This is a genomic window from Allorhizobium ampelinum S4, assembly GCF_000016285.1.
GTDB classification, from domain to species: Bacteria; Pseudomonadota; Alphaproteobacteria; order Rhizobiales; family Rhizobiaceae; genus Allorhizobium; species Allorhizobium ampelinum.
Window position 1 is genome coordinate 745,602 of the sequence record NC_011989.1, and the last position, 18,814, is coordinate 764,415.

Here is an 18,814-nt window from a genome sequence, read left to right on the forward strand (position 1 = left end):
ACCTCGGCATAACAGGCTAACGCCTCCCATTCGCCGCAAGCATATTGCGTCTGGGCTATCAATAAAATTGACGTTTTCAACTCCGGCAACAATTGCTGTAACGCCTTTAGGGATAGCGCCAATTGGCTGTATTACGACAATGCGGATGCCTGCGACATATATAGTCGCAGCGCAGGCAAGAGCCACGGCAACAGAAATCCATATGTACTTCATTTGCAGGGCCTCGGATCAGACAGGGCGTCTTTGTGGGGTTCCATCAAAGCGGAAGCCGCAATGTTTGCAGACATTGGCAACGTGCAGGATGGTTTCTCCGCAATCCGGGCATGATTTGGTGGGCTGGATGCGGGTTGTCTCCGTGGCAGATGATGTTTCCGTCTCCTTCACTGATGGAAGGCAGGCAACAAGAATAATGCCAAATATGGAGATGAGCATGCCGACAAAAAACCAGCCGACGCCGCTACGGCCCTTCGATGTGGCAATGATTGCGGTCACAGCTCCGCAAATAATCCATAATACGACCAGTTCCACAGACGCCCCCGGCTTCCCTTACGTGTTATTTGTTTGGCTTGCAGTGTCGGGAGTGTCAACTCAGAATTGTCGATAATTAGGATTTTCTTTGATTCTTGGGTTTAAATTCGACCTTTCCGGCTTCTTCGTTGGAAGAAGTAAAAGTGTCGAGTTTCTTCGCTTGTTCCAAAATATGCTTCATTGGTTCGTTGTCGGGATCAAGATTTTTAATTTCATCTTCATATATTTTCAAAACCCCATCGCAATAATCAGCGACATTTTTCGGGAGATTGTCGCGTAAAAGCAGTATTTGCTTTATTGAAAGTATGAAATTATTTAGATTTAACTGTCTGATTTTTTCAAGGGATGCAGCTAAATCTATCATAAGCTTTTCGCTCTGAAGGGCGTCATCGAGTCTTTCTCTGATGGAAAAATAATCATGCCGCAATTCGTCAATTAAATCCTTGTCTCTTTTCGCCTCATCGCTGTGGGCATACGTCAAGTTTTCAATTATTTCAGCATTTATTGACCGCGTGTGCTCCCCGGCGGAATTCTCCACAAGAGTGTAGATCCACCTGGGTATTCTAATTGTGTACCGTACATAATCATCTTGCTTTGCCATGACGCCTTCTAGCACTAAAATAGTGAAAAAACCAATACCGTCCTATTGATCACCAATTTGGTGCATGTTAGCTTGCACCAAATTGGTGAAAGGGGCTTTAACATGAATACATCGCATAAACAGCTGAAAATCAATCTGCCTGAAGACGTGAAGTTTTGGCTTGAAGAACGCGCTCGAAAGAACCTGCGGTCTCAGTCGTCTGAGATCGTGATGGCTTTGAGGGAAAAAATGAGAAGCAATAATGAGAATGAAAAAGCCGACGCAACGGCCTCGTAAACCCGCGTCGGCTTTTTGAAAAACAACCCCGAAAGGATCATTTATGACCACGGTACATACACCACAAAACCCTGATGGCGCAAGTGTCATCAGCATTGAAGCGCTTATGGATGTGGCGGAAAAAATCAACAGCCTGGCATCTGACGCGCAGAACTTTACCTTCTTCGCGCAAGGGAGCGTGGACCGTACGCTTTTTCGCGGCACGACTGCGGAAATTTTGACAAACATTCCCGCAGCTCGTGAGTTTTATCATTTTTCGGCAGACGAAAAGAGAACACTTGAGTTCATCGTGAGCGAACTCGATTGCCGCATCAAAGCGCTGGTCGAATTGTCGGACGACTTTGTCGAGGAATTCAACACCTTTCGCCGCAGCCTGAAGGGCGGTGCGGCATGACGCTTCCAGACAGACAGCAGGTAGTTTCCGCTGTTAATGGCTATCTCAACGCTTCTTCATTGATTGGGATGACTGTGTTCGCGGCCCGTGAAATCACGACAATGGAAAGCTGCGCGTTTCGCGAGATGGCGATACGCTCTCTTCCCCGTATTCTGACGATGATCGAAGAGCAATTGGAAGAGGTTGGCGAGATCATCATGGATCTTGAAGACAAGCTTGCCATCGAAGAGGCGCTCAAAACCGATGCGGAATAACAACCATAGAGTCGCCAGTCTGGCGACTCTTCTTTTTGGTTTCTCGACAAGAGGGGTTTCCCGTGAGCAATGACAACGACACCCTTGGCATTAAGGAAATCGCCTCTGAGCTTGGATGCTGCGAACAAACCGTGCGCCGCTACCATGCCAAAGGCCTTATCCCGTCCCACCAGATCGGCGGCAAGTACAGCCCCATCAAAATGAGCCGCGTAGACCTGCGCAATTTCATGAAGAAAAAGATGAGGGGGAAGCGGTGATGGCAAAGCTTCAAGCAACATGGCGCAAGGTTGACGTTACGCGCGCCATTACGGCGGCAATGGCCGGTGGGCTGAATGTGAGCCGCGTAGAGATTGAAAACGGAAGGATCATTCTGATTTCAACGCAAGCGGTTCAAGCTGCTGAGACTGAATTGGATGTATGGGAGCGGGATCGTGCGCGTAAAGCTTAAGGGGCTGAATAAGGTCAAAAAGAAGCTGGCAGACGGAACGCCCGTTACATACTTCTACGCCTGGAAAGGCGGCCCGCCGTTACCAGGAAAGCCGGGTGATCCTGAATTTATGGCCGCATATAATGCGGCCATTTCTCGCAAGGTGGAGCCTCAGGCTGGAACATTGCAATCGATCCTGAATGCATTCCAGGTGAGTTCCGATTGGGATGATTTGGCCCCGCGCACGAAGTCGGACTATGTGAAGCTGATCAAGGTGATCGAAAAAGAGTTCGGTACATTTCCAATTTCCGGCCTCAAGAACAGACGTGCAAAGTCAATCTTTCTCTCATGGCGGGATGAGCGGGCAAGAGCGTCTCGCCGTCAAGCTGATTATGGTTGGCAAGTTCTGGCGCGTATTCTCTCATGGGCGCTTGGTCGCGGTCTCATTGAGGCGAACCCCTGTGAAAAGGGTGGGCGGCTCTATCAGGGTTCGCGGGCCGAATTTGTTTGGACGGGTGACGATGAAGCCAATTTCCTTGCATCTGCACCGCCGCACCTTCATTTGGCGCTAATACTTGCTCTTTGGACTGGGCAAAGGCAGGGCGACCTATTGGCCCTGACGTGGCCGCAATACGATGGTGAGCGGATTCGGCTTAAGCAAGGAAAGACCGGGGCGCGGGTGGTGATACCTGTCGGCGGGCCGCTTAAGGCAATGCTTGACCCGATCCGGCAAAAGGTGGGCCATGTGCTTCTTACGCTTGATGGTACGCCATGGACTTCGGGCGGCTTTTCATCGTCGTGGCGCAAAGCCTGCGCGGCGGCTGGCGTCGTCGGTGTAACGTTCAACGACCTACGAGGAACAGCCGTCACGCGCCTTGCGCTTGCCGGATGCACGGAAGCTGAAATTGCGACTATCAGCGGCCACAGCCTGCGCGACGTTCGCTCAATCCTTGATTCCAACTACCTGAACAGAGACCCAGAGCTTGGCGAAAACGCTATTCGGAAGCTCGAAGGGAGAACAAAGTTTCCCAACTGAGTTTCCAACTGACCATAAATGTTCTGAGATAAAACGAGGGAATACGCTGTAAAAACAATTGGCTGGGGAACCTGGATTCGAACCAAGATTAACGGAGTCAGAGTCCGTCGTTCTACCGTTGAACTATTCCCCAGCAGGGGCGGCGTTGCCGTCTGATGGATGCGGCTTATAAACAAAAGCTGGTTGATTGCAACTGTCTTTTTGCAAAAAAGTGAACCGGTTCAGACAAATCGGTTTTGCAGCGGTTCCGCCCTTTGAGTGAAGCTGGTTTCGGCCTTGGTTGGTCGGGGAGGGGGGCTTAAAAAGCATTTGGAGAAGCTTGCCGGGCCTGCTACAATTTTACCAACGAAAATCTAAGGATCGCCAGCGGCATATCTGAAACGGAATTTCCTCTCGGGTTTTCCCATCAGACTTTGCGCGGCGCTATGGAAGACATCAGTGGTAGACCCTGGCAATGGCGGATTTCCGCCAGAAAACGGGGCGTCAACGTCAAACCGTACCGAGGGCAAGCCCTCGAGGCGCGGTAGGGGCAAGCGGAAAGGCCGGAAATCCGGGCCGCCAGCTAACCCCGTGACGCAAGACCGGACGGCTTTGGCCGAGCCGGATCGACGTCCCATACAACAAGATCAGCAGGCGGCCCAGCAGGCGCCGGGCCGAAAGCGAAAGCGTCGCAGGAAAGGCCGCGGCAACACATCGCCGGGGCAGGGCCAGGCGGTGCCGCATCAGGGCGTGGAAACGCAAGAGACAGTGGCTCAGGCTGAACGGCAGGCAGAGCACCATCACCGCGATCAGGGCTCTGCCGGGCATGCGCCTCGCGAGGCAGGTTTATCCAATACTCAAGGGCCTAATGCTCAGGGGCATCATACCAAAGAATCCCATATCCAGGGAAATGCCCTTGCTGGCGAAACTGGTGGTGCGGCCAAAAAATCCACCAGGAAGCGGCGTAAGAACCGGGGCCGGCAGAACGCCCAGGTGCGCCCCTTGCAGCCTGGCCGCAGCGTGGAAGCCAAGCCTGCCTCTGCCAGCTATTGCCCGCCTGCCGTGGAGGGCCAGAAGTCGGTTGCCGGCTCAGGTGAGGCACCACATGGCCGCAGCCGCCATGGCCATGGCGGACATTCCCATGGTGGACATGCTCATGGTGGACAGGGCCATCACCCACATCACGGACAGCATAAAGGGCATCATTCCAGCCATGGGCCTTCCGACGACCATCCCGCCGATTTCTACGCGGCGCTTGATCTCGGCACCAATAATTGCCGCTTGTTGATTGCTCAGCCGACCCGGCCCGGCCAATTCCGGGTGGTGGATGCCTTTTCGCGCATCGTGCGTCTGGGCGAGGGGCTGGCTGCGACGGGGCGGCTCTCGCAGGAGGCGATGGACCGCGCCATTGAGGCGCTGAAGGTCTGCGCCTCCAAACTGCATGGTGTGGAACTGCGCGGCAAACGGCTGATCGCCACAGAGGCCTGCCGGGCCGCGGAGAATGGCGAAGCCTTTCTGGAGCGGGTGCGGGCGGAGACCGGGCTTGAGCTGGAAATCATCAACCGCGAGACGGAAGCGCGGCTGGCGGTGTCCGGTTGCTCCTCGCTGGTTGGACGCGAAACCCGTTCGGTCGTGCTATTTGATATCGGCGGCGGGTCCTCGGAAATCGCGGTGATTCGCATCGGCGACAACCGTTCCAGCCGTCTGGCCAATCACATCACCCATTGGACCTCGCTGCCGGTCGGGGTCGTCACCCTGTCGGAGCGCCATGGCGGTCGCGATGTCTCGCCCACGGTCTTTGAAGCGATGATTACCGAAGTGTCGGGCATGCTCGATCAATTCGATTGCCCCTCGGTCGAGGCGCTTGGTCATTCTGCCGCCGATGTCGATTTCCACCTGATCGGCACGTCCGGCACGGTGACGACATTGGCTGGCGTACATCTCGATCTGCCGCGCTATGATCGCCGCCGGGTGGATGGGTTATGGTTGAGCGATGACGAGGTCTCGGCCATGCAGGCCAAGTTGCTGTCCTGGGATTACCAGAGCCGTGCCGCCAATCCCTGTATCGGCCCGGACCGGGCGGATCTGGTTCTCGCTGGCTGCGCCATTCTGGAAGCGATCCGTAGACGTTGGCCCTCCAGCCGCATGCGGGTGGCGGACCGGGGTTTGAGAGAAGGGCTGTTGACGGACATGATGGCCGATGATGGTGTCTGGCGACGCAATCGCACCCGTCGTCCGCCGAGCAGCCGGGATCGTGTCCCGCATTTGTGACCGGACGTAATATTGAGGCATAAAAGTGTTACAGCGGATCGAAGTGCGGATGCACAGGGCGCTGTCAGGAGTTGAGCAGCAAGCATGACCAAACCACCTATTGGCGGCAACCGCACCGGACGAAAACTGGGCCAGAAGGTCAAGAAGGGCAAGTTGAAAGCGTCGTCGCGGCGCTGGCTGGAGCGGCATATCAACGATCCCTATGTGCAGCGGGCCAAACTGGAAGGCTACCGCGCGCGTGCGGCTTTCAAGCTGCTGGAGATCGATGAGAAGCACAATATTCTCAAAGGTGCCCGACGCATTATCGATCTGGGTGCTGCACCCGGCAGCTGGTCGCAGATTGCCGCGAATGTTACCGGGTCCACCGATAGTGACATCCGGGTTGCGGCCATCGACTTTCTGGAAATGACCCAATTGCCGGGCGTGAAGATCCTGCAACTCGACTTTCTCGACCCCCAGGCGCCCGCCCTGCTGATGGAAGCGGTCGGCGGCGTGCCGGATGTGGTGATTTCCGACATGGCGGCGCCCACTACCGGCCACCAGAAGACCGACCACATTCGCACCATGCATCTCTGCGAAGTGGCCGCTTATTTCGCCGTGGAAGTTCTCGCTGAAGGCGGGCATTTTCTGGCGAAAACCTTCCAGGGTGGCACGGAAAAAGACCTGCTCAACATGCTCAAGCAGAATTTCAAGCAGGTCATCCATATCAAGCCCGCGTCTTCACGTCAGGAATCGGTGGAAATGTTCCTGCTCGCCAAGGGCTTCAAGGGCAGGCGGTCCGGCAATGCGCTGGGTCATGAAGTGGAGGACGATGGTCCTATGCCGCATGATCCGCGTGAGGATGCAACGGCTGACGAGGATCAGGATTGAGCGGGGACGCAATGCTGCTCTATATAACGCTTGGCTCCAACGATTTAGAGCGGTCTGGGCGTTTTTATGATGCATGCCTAAACGCGCTTGGCTTCATCCGTCGGGTGACGGAAAAAGACGAAATTGGATACTCTGCGCCATCGGATGTACGGTGCCGGTTCTGGCTCGTCAGCCCTTATGACGGCAGGGCCGCCAGCTTCGGCAATGGTTCCATGGCGGCGCTGGCAGCCGGAAGCCGGTCGGATGTCGAGGCTTTTTATGCGGCAGCGCTGGCAAATGGCGGTTCAGATGAAGGTGCGCCGAGCCTGCGGCCTTTTCATGCGCATTTCTATGCCTGTTATGTCCGTGATCCCGATGGCAATAAATTATCGGCCGTCTGCGAGCGGCCTGAATAATTGGCCGCTGATTATAATTCCATCGACTCAATAGCCTGAAAACGGCCCCGTCTGCCTGCGAGCGGCGAAGTCGGAATATTGGCGCGATAGATAGCGCAGCGTGGCCATCGCATCGGCGGGCCTGCCGAAATAATAGCCCTGGCCCATGGTGCAGCCGAGGGCCAGGAGCCTTGTTGCTTCGCTTAGGGTTTCTATGCCTTCGGCCACTACTTCCAGCTTCAGGCCTTCGCACATGGTGATGATCGCCCGGACGATATGTTCGGAGGTGGTGTCGGTGGTGATCGCCGAGACGAAGGCTCGATCGATCTTGACCTTGTCAAACGTAAATTCCCTTAAGCGCCCAAGGCTGGATTGGCCGGTGCCAAAATCGTCGAGCGAGATACGCACGCCTGCTGCGCGCAGTTCGGCGATGATCCGCCCGGCCATGTCGGCGGAACTCATCACAGCGGTCTCGGTAATTTCCAGTTCCAGCCGCGACGGGTCGAGGCCGACGCTGTTGATGATGGACAGCGTGCGTGAGGCCGTGCCGGAATCGGTCAATTGCACCGAGGAAAGGTTGAACGACAAAAACAGTTCTCGCGGCCAGGTCAGTGCCGCTTCCGCAGCCTTGCGCAACAGGGTTTCCGACAGCGTGTCGATAAAGCCCCTATCCTCGGCCAGTGGCACGAAGATCGCTGGCGAAACAAAGCCGAGATCTGGATCGATCCAGCGAGCGAGCGCTTCGAAACCCAGAACCTTGCCATCGACAAGCGAGACGATCGGCTGGAAATGGGTATCGACGGCATCGTTGATGATCGCATTGCGCAGGGCCTGCTCCAATTGGGTGGAGCGGCGCATTTCCTGGGCAATTTCTCGCGAATAGACGGTTATCTGGCCGCGTCCGCGCCGTTTTGAGCGATAAAGAGCCGTCTCCGCACTCTTCATCAGCGTCTCGAAATCGTCGCCGGCAAAGGGAAAGATTGCAAAGCCCAGCGAAGCCGAAAGCCGGACATTGCGGTCGCCGAGGTCGTAGGGCGCCGATAGCACGTCCTTGATCAGATTGCCGATTCGCTCGGCGCTGATCTGTTCGAAAATCAGCGGCAGGACCACGGCAAACTCGTCGCCATCGTGACGGGTAACAATGGCGCCATCGGGAATACAGGCTTTGAGACGATGGGCGACCTGGCACAGAATTTCATCCCCCGCCAACGACCCGAATAGGTCGTTGATTGGCTTGAAACCGTCCAGATTGACCAAAGCCACGGTAAATGGTGCGGGATCGGCGGCGCGCTCCGCCGATAGGCTGCGGATTCGCTCCTGCAGCCTATGGTGATTGCCAAGCCCCGTCAGCGGATCGGTGAAAGCCTTGGCCTCTCCCTGATCGATGTCTGGCACTATGGTGTTGGCCGCACCCATTCATTATCCCAAAAAAAGTCATAGATCACGGAATTACCATGCGCATAAAAAATTAATAAAATTCTAGCGTTTAGCCGAGGAGGACTGTGGATTTTTACCCGTGATTTACTGCATACAACTCGAATGCGTTAGGTTCACATTAAACCCGTCAGACGGTTGCTATCCTCAATGCGGTTTGTCTTTTCGTCATAATCAGCATTGGTGTCGAACACAGCGGACTGCCTGTCTCTTCCCCAGCCGCTTCAGCTTTCGACGAGGCCATTACGCCGTTGCATGGCGGCTTGTTTCGAGATGGCGGTCCAGAAGCTGTTCGATCATGTCAGGGCTGAGCGGCTTGACGATGACATCGTCCATGCCCGCGTCCAGGCACCGGCCACGGTCATGGTCGAAGGCTGGCACCAGCACGCCGATAATGGCCGAGCGGGGATCTCCGGCCCGCTGCCTTTGCCGCATCAGACGGCAGAGATCCATGCCATTGATGTCAGGCAGCGAAATGTCCATGAGCACGATGGCGGGACGTTCGACCTGCCAGATCGCTAAGGCATCCGCACCGTTGACCGCCAGCCTGTAGCTGCGGCCAAGTCCTTCGAGGATTTGCGAAAACACGATCTGGTTGACTTCATTGTCCTCGACAACAAGGATTTCCACCGTCTTCTTAGGCGCGCGGACGATGCCTGCCGGGTGAGACCCTGTCCGCGCCGACGTCGCGGCCCGTGGCTGAAAATGCTGGGTCAGGCGCTCTGCGACGCTGTTGCGATCAGCGACGAGGGTTCGCGTCGTATCATCGAGTGCAAGCTGCTCCCGGCTGACAGACATGGCTCTGTCTGTAATGATCAGGTCAATGGACATGGCCAGCGATCTGGCAAGTTCAATGACGGCGCGCAATTCGTAAGGGCTATGAACGATGCAGCGATCGCTTGCCTGTTGCGGCAGTACGCCCACGGCATTTGCGAGGAAAATCGGATCGCTGCTGGCAATCAACACACGTTGCCGCAGGCTGTCTTCTCGTGGAGGCTCGGTTGCCGGGTGCGGTTGTTTTTGCGGCGGAGATAGCGGTGAGGTGATGTGGGCTGCCGGGCCTGGTGCGTTTCTGCTTTCCGCCCGGATCGTCGGGCGAAGCAGATGGGCGGCGCCATCGACGCTTGCAAAGGTCACCACGCAAAAGCTGCGGTCGGTCTTGCCGATCCGGTTGATATAAGCGGCGGGTGTGGCTTGCTGCGAGCCGGGATCGGCAATCCGGATGAAGCGCTCGCGAATACCGACCTGTTGCTCAGCCTGCTGCAAGCTGGCGAGGAAGCGGCTTTCAAGCAGATCTGCCGCAGGGCGGCCCAGAATGGCGTCTTCACTTGTCCCCATCATGGCGACGAATGCCTTGTTGATACCAACCACGATATGCTGGCGATCCCAGACCATGACCGGTTGCGGTAGGCTGTCGAGAATATTTTCCGTGACTTCGACCCGTTCCAGATCGGTGCGCCATTGTTCTTCGCGCTTTTTCTGTTCGGTAATATCGGAAATCGCGCAAATGCCAAAGCCATTGGCGAGCCGTCGATTGAGCTGGCGCACTGTGCGCTTCTTGACGGTTTTGTCGAGTGTTTCGAACCGTTCGCGCCAATGGGCGGCAACCCGCTCGGCCAGCCACTCTTCTCTTGACGGCGGGTTGGGGGACAGGATGGCGCGGATGCAGTGATCGTAAATTGCGCCCAGGCAGTCCCGCAGCCTGGTGCCTGCTTGCAGGTAGAATTCCGGAATTTCGAAGAAATTCAGCAATTGCGGGCTTGCATAGACGATAATATCGTCGCTATCGACAACGAGAATCGCGCTGCCCTGCGCATCGCAGACGGCATCGAGAAGGCTATGCTCCAGAACCAGGGCGCTTGCCCAGGTCCGGTCCGTTACCTGCCTGTCGCCCGGTTGCTTATGCATCTTCGCCTCCAAGGCGTTGCATCTCGTTCAAGATAAGCATCGGCCGCATTATCCTACCAACCTATGTTTACTGCATGGCCAGCCGGATCGGAATCGACTCCCGGTAGAAACATGCAGCCTATAGAACTTTCTTGCGTTTTCGTCGTGCCTCGATGATACCAAACAGTGCAGGAGTGGGTCACGCCAACCGGAGCAGCGGGTTTTCTTCGGCGACCACGATCAAAAACGATTAAAGTTGAATTAAGCCTATTGGTATTCGATTAATGCCCCCTTAATGAAGGGGGCAAGAGGTCGGGAAAGATCGCGGTGAATTGCGCCCTTGCCGGGCTTTCTTCTTGGCCGACAATTGGCGACAATAAGCGTATGAGCATCAAACAGCTTTCGGAAACCTTGATCAACCAGATCGCCGCTGGCGAAGTGATTGAGCGCCCGGCCAGTGCCGCCAAGGAATTGATCGAAAACGCTATCGATGCCGGGGCAAGCCGCATCGAGATCGCCACGGCGGGTGGCGGCAAGGCCCTGCTGCGCATCACCGACAATGGGTGCGGCATGGATGGGCAGGACCTGGCGCTGGCGGTTCGCCGTCATTGCACCTCCAAGCTCAATGAGTCGTTGATGGACATCAAGAGCCTTGGCTTTCGCGGTGAGGCGCTGCCCTCGATCGGCTCGGTGGCGCGCCTGACCATTGCCAGCCGCAGAGCAGACAGTGCCAGCGCTTTCCAGATCGCGGTGGAAGGCGGCAAGGTTGGAGAGGTGCGCCCGGCACCTGGAAATCCTGGCACGGTGGTCGAGGTGCGCGATCTGTTTTTTGCCACGCCAGCCCGGCTGAAATTCCTGAAAACCGAAAGAGCCGAGGCCGCCGCGATTACCGAAATGGTCAAGCGCATGGCCATCGCCTTTCCGAAGATCCGCTTCGTGCTGTCCGGCTCTGACCGCTCGACCCTTGAACTGCCAGCGACCGGCGACGATCATCTCGCCCGAATTGCCCAGGTGCTCGGCCCCGATTTTCGGGACAATGCCATTGCGCTCGACGCTGAGCGCGAGGATGTGCATCTGGGCGGCTTTGCCGGTGTGCCGACCTTCAACCGTGGCAATTCCGCCCATCAATATGCCTTCGTCAATGGCCGTCCGGTGCAGGACAAGCTGATCCTGTCGGCCATTCGCGGCGCCTATGCCGAAACCGTGCCGCATGGCCGCTATCCGGTGGCGGTGCTGGCGCTGACGGTCGATCCGGCTCTGGTCGATGTCAATGTCCATCCGGCCAAATCGGATGTGCGGTTTCGCGATCCCGGCCTGGTGCGCGGCCTGATCGTCGGGGCGATCCGCCAGTCCTTGACGCGCGAAGGCGACCGGTCATCGACGGCGGGGGCCGGTGCCATGCTGCGGGCCTTCCGCCCTGGTGCAAATGGCGGTTTTTCCGAAGGCGCGCAGGCGGCTGCGAACAATTCTTATGCGCCCGCCTATGGCGCACGGCCGCCGCAGCCTTCAGCATGGAGCGTCGATACGTCCCCCCATCGGCCACTTGATGATGGTCAGAACCGGTTCGATGGTCTGGCGCTGCCGGCGGCTCGGGCGGATGCGCATGTCTCGCCCTCGCAGATCTCCGAGCCTGTGGCGATGGCGATGGAAAGCGGTAGGTTTCGCCTCGGCGCGGCGCGGGCGCAGGTTCACGCCAATTATATCGTCGCCCAGACGCAGGACGGACTGGTGATCGTCGATCAGCATGCCGCCCATGAGCGTCTGGTGTTTGAGGATATGCGCAAGGCGCTATCGGGTCGCAGATTGCCCAGCCAGGGCCTGCTCATTCCCGAAATCATCGGATTGCCGGAAGAAGACTGCGACCGTCTGATGGATCACGCCGAAAACCTTGACCGGCTGGGCCTTGCCATCGAGCGGTTCGGGCCGGGAGCGATTGCGGTGCGCGAAACGCCTGCCATGCTGGGCGAAGTGGATGTGCCGGGACTTGTGCGGCAATTGGCTGATGAAATTGCCGAATGGGAAACGGCGGGCAGCCTGTTTGCCCGGCTGGAACATGTGGCCGCCACCATGGCCTGCCACGGATCGGTGCGCTCTGGCCGCCTGCTGCGGGTCGAGGAAATGAATGCATTGCTGCGAAAAATGGAGGAAACGCCGGGTTCCGGCCAATGCAATCACGGGCGTCCAACCTATATTGAACTGAAACTGTCGGATATCGAGCGGCTGTTCGGTCGCAGTTGACGGTTGATTGCAAGGGCAGTTTGTGTGCATTTATAGACGGCATGCTACCGCCGGTTCGGCACGCAACGGCAAGCAGTACAAAACGACAAGAACAAGAAGAGAGTTAGGACCACTCCATGAATCGCTTCGAAAGCCGTGGAAATCGCGAGGCCACGGTGAAATATCTGGATGCGGATTTCCAGATTACCTTTCCCGGCTCCTACGTGGTCTGCGCCATCACCGGCCGACCGATCACCATTGATGAGCTGAAATACTGGAGCGTTGATCGTCAGGAAGCCTATGTCGATGCGGCGGCCTCACTGGAAGCGGAAAAGCGCGCCGGCAATCTGCCGAACCAGAAGCGGTAAGGGCAAGCGCCGCGCCATTACCGAGACCTGCGAAAACGATCCTGCGCCTGGTCTATCACGCGTGCTGGCACAGCCGGATCGTCGAAGATCATCTCGATCTCGATCACGGTGGATTTGGCCAGAAGTTCCTGTGCCCGGTCTTGTCCTGCGCCACCCCGACGTGAACCCCGTAGCCGGGCCTGATCCTTGGCGGTGGTGACCAGCGACAGGTTTTTGGCCTCAGCCTCTTCGATCAGCTCGGCAATTGCCGCAGCCGACAAGGGCTGGTGATCGCCAAACCCTCTGGCCACGACGATGTCTGCACCCAGTTCGCGCAGGGTGCGGTAGAATTTTTCCGGATCGGCAATGCCTGCATAGGCCAGCACCCGCTGACCTCTAAGGTTTGGGCCGGGCAGGGGGTGAAGCTGAGCGGTCAATACCGGCTTGCCCATTCGGGCCCCCCGCCGCACCATCGGAATGGCGGCATCGCCCTTGCCGACCACCAGCAGCATGTCCAGCTTTTGAAACTGGATTGCCAGCGGTGCCCGCAATGGCCCGGCGGGAAAGACGAAACCATTGCCGTCGCCTTTGTAACTGTCGGTCACCACCACGGCACAATCGATGCGGATCTGCGCGCTTTGAAATCCGTCATCCATGATGATCAGGTCTATGCCTTGGCGTTCCAGTTCCCTGGCTCCGTCGCGGCGACGCGATGCCACCACTGTCGGTGCCACCGAGGCCAGCAGCAGCGGCTCGTCACCGACATCCTTGGCGGTGTGGTGGCCCGGATCGACCAAGGTCGGGCGGCGGACCGTTCCACCATAGCCACGGCTGAGAAAGCCGGGCTTCAGGCCCATGGCAAGGGCGGCCTTGGCCAGAGCCAGGGCCGTCGGCGTCTTGCCAGCGCCGCCAAGCGTGACATTGCCGATACAGATCACCGGTACCGCGGGAGCATAGGCTGAAGACCCGCGCATGCGCCGGGCGGCAATTCGGCCATAGAGGAAAGACAGTGGCCACAGCGCCAGGGCAGGAAAGCTGGCTTTTTGCCACCAAAAGGAGGGTGCATGCAGCTTCATCGGCTGCCCCTCAACCCAGGACCTGTTCAAGTTCGGTAATGTCGTTCAAGCAGTAATCGCTTCCGGCTTCCAGCGTCAGGCGCGATCCGGTGCCAGTCAGCACGGCAATTGAAAGCCCGGCGCCTGCATTGCGGCCCATCAACAGGTCGTGATTATTGTCGCCGACCACGGCTACGTTTGCGGGGGCAAGGCCGGTCGCCTGGCAAAAGCCATGCACCATGCCCGGCTCCGGCTTGCAGCCGAATCCGCTATCGTAACCAGCAATGAAATCCACATGCGGCTCAAGCCCGAACCGCTGGACGATGGCACGGATCGAGCGCTCGTTGTCGGAGGAGGCGATACCGAGCTTCAGGCCGCGCTGTCGCAGCTTTGCAAACAGCGCACCAAGATCGGTCACCGGCACGGAAAGCTCGGCGGCATTGGCGAAAATCGCATCCAGCGCTTCGGTGAGATAATCGGCATCGAAGGGCGACCCCGCCTTGGCCAGTCCCTCGGCGATCTCACGGGCATTGCCCGCCGCCAGCAGGCTGTCGGGAACCACATAACCGCTTTCGGGGTCCATGCCGCAGGCGCCGAGCAATTGATCGGCCAGCGTCTGGTCGCCATCGGCGGCCATCAGTGCCAGTTGCCGGTTCACCGGCGCCCAACTGGCGTCGTAATCCAACAGCGTGCCATCCTTGTCGAACAGAATTCCGCCAATTTTAGGGGCTGATCGGGCAAGGTCATCAGTCACAGTGCCGCGTCCTATCATTCGCCCGCTGCCGTCTTCGGTTCGAGGCGTGCCTTGACGGTCAAGGGATTGATATAGGGTTCCATCGCCTTGATGGTCGCCGTCAGCGCGCCGCGCATGTCCTGCACGGCTTCCATGCCGGAATCGGACATTTTGTGACGCGCCAGATGGTTATTCATCAGGAAATGTACGGCTTTCGCCAGGGTTTCGGCGTCGCGCACCACGCGGGCGGCGCCGTGGCGCACCAGGCGCTGGTAGCTTTCGCGGAAATTTTCCACATGTGGGCCACTCAGCACTGCGCAGCCCAGCACGGCAGGCTCCATCGGGTTACCGCCGCCGCCTTCCTTCATCATCGAGCGACCGACAAAGGCGATATCCGTCAGCCGCAGATAAAGCCCCATTTCGCCGATCGTATCACCCAGAAACACATCGGTCTGCGGCGTGATCGCATCGTTGCGGCTGCGGCGGGCAACCGTCAGCCCCTGTTCGATCATCATTGCCTCAATGGCATCGGCCCGTTCGGGATGGCGGGGCACAACGATGCTGAGCTGGCCCATATGGGCTTTCAAAGCGCGGTGGACCATGGCAGCGATCTTTTCCTCGCCCTCGGCAGTGGAAATGGCCGCCCAGGTCTTGCGATGACCAATCTGCCGCTCATAGCTGGTCAGGAGGCTGCTGTCGCAGGGGGGGGCGTCCGTGTCCACCTTGATATTGCCGGAGACGCTGACCGGCCAGGCGCCGAGATCGCGGAACCGTTCGGCATCGACATCTGATTGCGCCACGACCATGGCAAGCTTGGAAAACAGCGAGGCCGCCACAGCGGGATGGCGCTGCCAGCGGGCAAAGGAGCGGTCGGAAATTCGGGCATTGACCAGGATCTGCGGGATCTGCCGGTCATGCAGATCTTGAAGCATGGTCGGCCAGATCTCCGATTCCACGCCGATCATCATGTCCGGCTGCCAATAATCGAGAAACCGTCGCACGGCGGGCAGGGCATCGATTGGCACATATTGGTGGATGACGCCGTCCTGAAGACGGTCGCTGGCAATCTGGGCCGAGGTGATCGTGCCAGTGGTCAGCAGAACATTGATCTCGCAGCGACGCAGTTCCCGCATCAGGGCCGTTACCGCCATCATCTCGCCGACGCTGGCGGCATGAACCCAGACCAGCGGCCCGCGCGGTCGGTTAGCGGCGGCATAGCCGACCCGTTCCAGCCGCCGGGTGCGATCTTCCTTGCCTTTGGCGGCGCGAATGGACAGGAAAAGCCCTGCACACGGAAAGGCGACGATCCCTGCCCAGCGATAGGCGGTCAGTGCGATGCGTGCCAATGCGCTCATCCTTCTCCAACCCTCAATACGCCAGAGGGTCATGGCTATGAGGCCGCGATCCGTCATCAGGCGTGTTTTTATCCGCAAACCGTCATGGTCCGTGGCGGCACCAAATGTCAGTCAAGTCTACGCTTCATCCGAAGCGCCATGGAAGATGACGCTTCGAGCCTTGGTATTATTGTTCGCCAGGGGTCAGCAGGCGATGCATATGCACAATGAAATACCGCATATGGGCATTGTCGACTGTCTGCTGCGCTTTGCTTTTCCATGCGGAAAGCGCTGTTGCATAGTCAGGAAAGATCCCGACGATGTCCAATTCTTTCAGATCCCGGAATTGAACCTCAGCCAGATTGCTCAACTCACCACCGAACACCAGATGCAGAAGCTGTTTCTTGTCGCTTGTCTCGGTCATCTCATCTTTCCCATCATCATTCTCCCGCAGATGTCATCTGCTTGATTTTTACAGCAAGGTCAACCGCCGCCGCTCGACCTGCCATGCCGAGCGTTGGGTTGTTCATCCTGCATCTTATCGGCCCTTGTCGGATGCAGTCTCCGGTCCTGCCGAAAAGGCGGTCAGCAGTTCAGGCAGGACGGCGTTTGATCCGGCCAGAAGATGGCCATGGCGCACCTGTGGCCGGTTGTAGAGCAGCGGCTTGCCGTGGATGTCGGTCAGCGCTCCGCCAGCCCGTTCAAGAATAAGGTCGGCTGCGGCCAAGTCCCAGTCATGGGAGTTTTTCATCACCAGCGTCGCATCGATGCGGCCGTCCGCCACCAGTGCCAGCCGATAGGCGAGCGAGGGAATATGAGAGACCCGTTCCAGCCGCTCGCGCACGCCGTCCCGAAAGGCCTTGAGCAATTCGGCAGGTGTGGCCACCCGCAGGCTTTGATGGGGCAGGCGGTCGGCGACTGTGATCGCTTTGCCGTTCAAACGTGCCTCGCTCTCGGCGGTCGCCAGAAAGGTTTCGCCAAGGGCAGGGGCGACCAGGGCAGCCGCCACCGGGCGGCCACGATGCACAACCGCGACGGAGACGCACCAGGTCTTTTCTCCGGCCAGAAAGGCGCGGGTGCCATCAATCGGGTCGATGACGAAGACGCTATCGCGGCTCAGCCGGCTTTCATCGTCGTCATTTTCCTCCGAAAGCCAGCCATAGGAGGGGCGGGCTTCGCGCAGGAGCTTTTCCAGCAGGCTATTGGCAGCATAGTCTGCGGCGCTGACCGGTGATTGGCCCTCGTTTTTCCACCAGACATCCGGATCAGCCCCGAAATAGGTCAGCGCCACCTCGCCAGCCTGTCGTGCGGCCTCGGCAATGAGGTCGAGATCGGCTTGAAGATCTGGCATTTGACTTGTGCTGCTCACCCTTTACGGTCCTTGTCGATGTAGTTATTTCCCTGCAATCGTCAGGCCTTCGATGGCAAGTGTAGGAGCTGCGACGCCGAATTTGCGGTCGATGTCATTGGCTGGCGTCATCGCCATGAACATCTGCTTCAGGTTGGACGCAATCGTCACTTCCGAAACCGGATAGGTCAGTTCGCCATTCTCGATCCAGAAACCGGAGGCCCCCCGGCTGTAATCGCCGGTGATCATGTCAACCCCATGGCCGATCATGTCGGTAATGTAAAATCCACTGGAAATCCCTGAAATCAGCGCCTCCGGCGTGATATCGCCAGGCTCCAGCGCCAGATTGGAGGAGGAGGGCGAGACGGACGTGCCGCCGCGCGCGCCGCGTCCATTGGTTTTCAAGCCCAGTTCGCGCGCCGCCGAGGTCGATAGGAACCAATGGCGCAAAACACCATCCTCGATCATCGTCAGGGGCTTGCCCATCACGCCTTCGCCATCGAAGGGACGCGAGGACGAACCACGCACCCGGGTCGGATCGTCGGTGATGCTGAGACCGGATTTCAGCACCTGCTGGCCCATGCGGTCGCGCAGGAAGGAGGTTTTACGGGCCACGGCAGCGCCATTGATAGCACCGGCGATATGGCCGACAAAGCCGCGTGCGACGCGCGGATCGAGCACAACCGTCAGGTTTTTGGCGGTGTCGGCCTTGCGCGGATTGATCCGGCGCACCGTGCGCTCGCCTGCGCGCCTGCCGATCTCTTCAGGACTGTCCAGTTCAGCGAAATAGAGGCGGCTGTCATAATCGTGGTCGCGCTCCATCGACGTGCCTTCGCCAGCGATCACCCCGGTCGAGCGGGAAAACCGCGAGGCCTGGTAGTGGCCTGAAAAGCCGTGCGAGGTGACGAGGACCAAGCCGCCCATGCCTGCTGATGCGCTGGCCCCCAGCGAATTGCTGACGCCATTGACGGCAAGAGCTGCCTCTTCCATGGCAAGAGCTGCGTCGCGCAGCGCATCGCTCGACACTTCGGTTGGATCGTAAAGTTGCAGATCCGGATAGGTCTGGGCCAGATCCTCTTCATCGGCAAGGCCGGTATAGGGGTCTTCCGGCGAAACCCTCGCCATGGCAACGGCGCGTTCGGCCAGCGCCGTCAGGTCGAAGCCCGGATTGGCCGAGACGGAGGCGACGCGGTTGCCGATAAACACCCGCAGCGAAAAATCGTCGCTTTCCGAGGATTCGGTCTGCTCGACCTTGCCGAGGCGCACACTGACCGAATGGGCGCGGGAGCGCACCACGACGGCATCGGCCCGTTCGGCCCCGGCTTTGCGGGCCAGATCGACCAGTTGATGGGCGCGCGACAAAAGATGTTCGGGGGAATTTTCAGATGACATGGCTTGGCCTTTCTCGTCACCTTCCTTTACTGCATAATTCCGTAAACCGGAATCGGT

At 58.3% G+C, this 18,814-nt stretch carries 21 protein-coding genes and 1 tRNA gene; 11 read left to right on the forward strand and 11 right to left on the reverse strand.

The annotated features are described in order from the left end of the window. Positions 1–228 precede the first annotated feature (228 nt). Together AVI_RS03525 and AVI_RS03530 are read right to left on the reverse strand one after the other, a co-directional pair. Positions 229–528, reverse strand: coding sequence for a zinc ribbon domain-containing protein (locus tag AVI_RS03525; protein WP_015915045.1), 300 nt, complete (start codon positions 526–528; stop codon positions 229–231). 76 nt (positions 529–604) lie between these two features. Then, on the reverse strand, positions 605–1,129 hold the full coding sequence (locus tag AVI_RS03530; RefSeq protein WP_015915046.1) for an Arc family DNA-binding protein: 525 nt from the start codon (positions 1,127–1,129) through the stop codon (positions 605–607). Positions 1,130–1,231: 102 nt separating this feature from the next. Here AVI_RS03530 and AVI_RS03535 point away from each other — a divergent pair, with 102 nt between their 5' ends. The 6 genes from AVI_RS03535 to AVI_RS03560 all read left to right on the forward strand — a co-directional run bounded on the left by AVI_RS03535 (position 1,232) and on the right by AVI_RS03560 (position 3,516). Beyond that, the gene (locus AVI_RS03535; RefSeq protein WP_234895241.1) at positions 1,232–1,405 is read left to right on the forward strand and encodes an Arc domain-containing protein; all 174 of its coding nucleotides are present in this window, start codon (positions 1,232–1,234) and stop codon (positions 1,403–1,405) included. Between the two features lie 43 nt (positions 1,406–1,448). Then, a complete protein-coding gene (locus tag AVI_RS03540; RefSeq protein WP_015915047.1) occupies positions 1,449–1,799 on the forward strand; it encodes a hypothetical protein in 351 nt (116 codons plus the stop codon). After that, positions 1,796–2,053: a hypothetical protein gene (locus tag AVI_RS03545; RefSeq protein ID WP_041696250.1), complete on the forward strand. Its 258-nt coding sequence runs from the start codon at positions 1,796–1,798 to the stop codon at positions 2,051–2,053. Before AVI_RS03540 ends, AVI_RS03545 begins: the two co-directional genes overlap by 4 nt. 62 nt (positions 2,054–2,115) lie before the next feature. Then, positions 2,116–2,310 (forward strand): helix-turn-helix domain-containing protein, encoded by a 195-nt coding sequence (locus AVI_RS03550; protein WP_041696252.1) that lies wholly within the window; start codon positions 2,116–2,118, stop codon positions 2,308–2,310. Further along, positions 2,310–2,501: a hypothetical protein gene (locus AVI_RS03555; RefSeq protein ID WP_041696254.1), complete on the forward strand. Its 192-nt coding sequence runs from the start codon at positions 2,310–2,312 to the stop codon at positions 2,499–2,501. The genes AVI_RS03550 and AVI_RS03555 overlap by 1 nt, the downstream gene beginning before the upstream one ends. Then, positions 2,467–3,516: a site-specific integrase gene (locus AVI_RS03560; protein WP_015915048.1), complete on the forward strand. Its 1,050-nt coding sequence runs from the start codon at positions 2,467–2,469 to the stop codon at positions 3,514–3,516. Before AVI_RS03555 ends, AVI_RS03560 begins: the two co-directional genes overlap by 35 nt. A 59-nt stretch (positions 3,517–3,575) precedes the next feature. Here the strand turns inward: AVI_RS03560 and AVI_RS03565 are convergent. Then, a tRNA-Gln gene (locus tag AVI_RS03565) sits at positions 3,576–3,649 on the reverse strand. 305 nt (positions 3,650–3,954) lie between these two features. Here AVI_RS03565 and AVI_RS03570 point away from each other — a divergent pair. The 3 genes from AVI_RS03570 to AVI_RS03580 all read left to right on the forward strand — a co-directional run bounded on the left by AVI_RS03570 (position 3,955) and on the right by AVI_RS03580 (position 7,031). Next, positions 3,955–5,766: a Ppx/GppA phosphatase family protein gene (locus tag AVI_RS03570; RefSeq protein ID WP_015915049.1), complete on the forward strand. Its 1,812-nt coding sequence runs from the start codon at positions 3,955–3,957 to the stop codon at positions 5,764–5,766. 84 nt (positions 5,767–5,850) lie between these two features. After that, positions 5,851–6,636 (forward strand): RlmE family RNA methyltransferase, encoded by a 786-nt coding sequence (locus AVI_RS03575; RefSeq protein ID WP_015915050.1) that lies wholly within the window; start codon positions 5,851–5,853, stop codon positions 6,634–6,636. A gap of 11 nt (positions 6,637–6,647) precedes the next feature. Beyond that, a complete protein-coding gene (locus AVI_RS03580; protein WP_015915051.1) occupies positions 6,648–7,031 on the forward strand; it encodes a VOC family protein in 384 nt (127 codons plus the stop codon). A gap of 27 nt (positions 7,032–7,058) precedes the next feature. On the opposite strand, the gene AVI_RS03585 is transcribed toward AVI_RS03580, so the two are convergent. Then, a complete protein-coding gene (locus AVI_RS03585) occupies positions 7,059–8,426 on the reverse strand; it encodes a putative bifunctional diguanylate cyclase/phosphodiesterase (protein ID WP_041696256.1) in 1,368 nt (455 codons plus the stop codon). A gap of 261 nt (positions 8,427–8,687) precedes the next feature. Then, positions 8,688–10,352: a response regulator gene (locus tag AVI_RS03590; protein ID WP_015915053.1), complete on the reverse strand. Its 1,665-nt coding sequence runs from the start codon at positions 10,350–10,352 to the stop codon at positions 8,688–8,690. A 363-nt stretch (positions 10,353–10,715) separates the two neighbouring features. Between AVI_RS03590 and mutL the strand changes: the two genes are divergently transcribed. Next, positions 10,716–12,569: a DNA mismatch repair endonuclease MutL gene (mutL, locus tag AVI_RS03595; protein WP_015915054.1), complete on the forward strand. Its 1,854-nt coding sequence runs from the start codon at positions 10,716–10,718 to the stop codon at positions 12,567–12,569. Between the two features lie 116 nt (positions 12,570–12,685). Continuing rightward, positions 12,686–12,916, forward strand: coding sequence for a DUF2093 domain-containing protein (locus AVI_RS03600; protein ID WP_015915055.1), 231 nt, complete (start codon positions 12,686–12,688; stop codon positions 12,914–12,916). Positions 12,917–12,933: 17 nt separating this feature from the next. Here AVI_RS03600 and lpxK read toward each other — a convergent pair whose 3' ends face one another. The 6 genes from lpxK to AVI_RS03630 form a co-directional block, all read right to left on the reverse strand. Continuing rightward, complete coding sequence (gene lpxK / locus AVI_RS03605) at positions 12,934–13,971, reverse strand: tetraacyldisaccharide 4'-kinase (protein WP_015915056.1); 1,038 nt, start codon at positions 13,969–13,971, stop codon at positions 12,934–12,936. A gap of 10 nt (positions 13,972–13,981) precedes the next feature. Next, on the reverse strand, positions 13,982–14,722 hold the full coding sequence (locus tag AVI_RS03610; RefSeq protein ID WP_015915057.1) for an HAD family hydrolase: 741 nt from the start codon (positions 14,720–14,722) through the stop codon (positions 13,982–13,984). Beyond that, positions 14,719–16,038, reverse strand: coding sequence for a lipid IV(A) 3-deoxy-D-manno-octulosonic acid transferase (gene waaA, locus AVI_RS03615; RefSeq protein WP_015915058.1), 1,320 nt, complete (start codon positions 16,036–16,038; stop codon positions 14,719–14,721). Before waaA ends, AVI_RS03610 begins: the two co-directional genes overlap by 4 nt. 166 nt (positions 16,039–16,204) lie before the next feature. Next, positions 16,205–16,441: a DUF4170 domain-containing protein gene (locus tag AVI_RS03620; RefSeq protein ID WP_015915059.1), complete on the reverse strand. Its 237-nt coding sequence runs from the start codon at positions 16,439–16,441 to the stop codon at positions 16,205–16,207. A 114-nt stretch (positions 16,442–16,555) separates the two neighbouring features. Beyond that, positions 16,556–17,368, reverse strand: coding sequence for a 3'(2'),5'-bisphosphate nucleotidase CysQ (locus tag AVI_RS03625; protein ID WP_015915060.1), 813 nt, complete (start codon positions 17,366–17,368; stop codon positions 16,556–16,558). A gap of 42 nt (positions 17,369–17,410) precedes the next feature. Then, complete coding sequence (locus AVI_RS03630) at positions 17,411–18,757, reverse strand: TldD/PmbA family protein (protein ID WP_015915061.1); 1,347 nt, start codon at positions 18,755–18,757, stop codon at positions 17,411–17,413. Positions 18,758–18,814: the final 57 nt, after the last annotated feature.

Coding starts and splice junctions, on each gene's coding strand:
- AVI_RS03575 (WP_015915050.1), top strand. CDS start 5,851: ATGACCAAACCACCTATTGGCGGCAACCGCACCGGACGAAAACTGGGC.
- lpxK (WP_015915056.1), bottom strand. CDS start 13,971: ATGAAGCTGCATGCACCCTCCTTTTGGTGGCAAAAAGCCAGCTTTCCT.
- AVI_RS03555 (WP_041696254.1), top strand. CDS start 2,310: ATGGCAAAGCTTCAAGCAACATGGCGCAAGGTTGACGTTACGCGCGCC.
- waaA (WP_015915058.1), bottom strand. CDS start 16,038: ATGAGCGCATTGGCACGCATCGCACTGACCGCCTATCGCTGGGCAGGG.
- AVI_RS03535 (WP_234895241.1), top strand. CDS start 1,232: ATGAATACATCGCATAAACAGCTGAAAATCAATCTGCCTGAAGACGTG.
- AVI_RS03585 (WP_041696256.1), bottom strand. CDS start 8,426: ATGGGTGCGGCCAACACCATAGTGCCAGACATCGATCAGGGAGAGGCC.
- AVI_RS03530 (WP_015915046.1), bottom strand. CDS start 1,129: ATGGCAAAGCAAGATGATTATGTACGGTACACAATTAGAATACCCAGG.
- AVI_RS03600 (WP_015915055.1), top strand. CDS start 12,686: ATGAATCGCTTCGAAAGCCGTGGAAATCGCGAGGCCACGGTGAAATAT.
- AVI_RS03630 (WP_015915061.1), bottom strand. CDS start 18,757: ATGTCATCTGAAAATTCCCCCGAACATCTTTTGTCGCGCGCCCATCAA.
- AVI_RS03560 (WP_015915048.1), top strand. CDS start 2,467: ATGTATGGGAGCGGGATCGTGCGCGTAAAGCTTAAGGGGCTGAATAAG.
- AVI_RS03590 (WP_015915053.1), bottom strand. CDS start 10,352: ATGCATAAGCAACCGGGCGACAGGCAGGTAACGGACCGGACCTGGGCA.
- AVI_RS03620 (WP_015915059.1), bottom strand. CDS start 16,441: ATGACCGAGACAAGCGACAAGAAACAGCTTCTGCATCTGGTGTTCGGT.
- AVI_RS03625 (WP_015915060.1), bottom strand. CDS start 17,368: ATGCCAGATCTTCAAGCCGATCTCGACCTCATTGCCGAGGCCGCACGA.
- AVI_RS03540 (WP_015915047.1), top strand. CDS start 1,449: ATGACCACGGTACATACACCACAAAACCCTGATGGCGCAAGTGTCATC.
- AVI_RS03545 (WP_041696250.1), top strand. CDS start 1,796: ATGACGCTTCCAGACAGACAGCAGGTAGTTTCCGCTGTTAATGGCTAT.
- AVI_RS03610 (WP_015915057.1), bottom strand. CDS start 14,722: ATGATAGGACGCGGCACTGTGACTGATGACCTTGCCCGATCAGCCCCT.
- mutL (WP_015915054.1), top strand. CDS start 10,716: ATGAGCATCAAACAGCTTTCGGAAACCTTGATCAACCAGATCGCCGCT.
- AVI_RS03580 (WP_015915051.1), top strand. CDS start 6,648: ATGCTGCTCTATATAACGCTTGGCTCCAACGATTTAGAGCGGTCTGGG.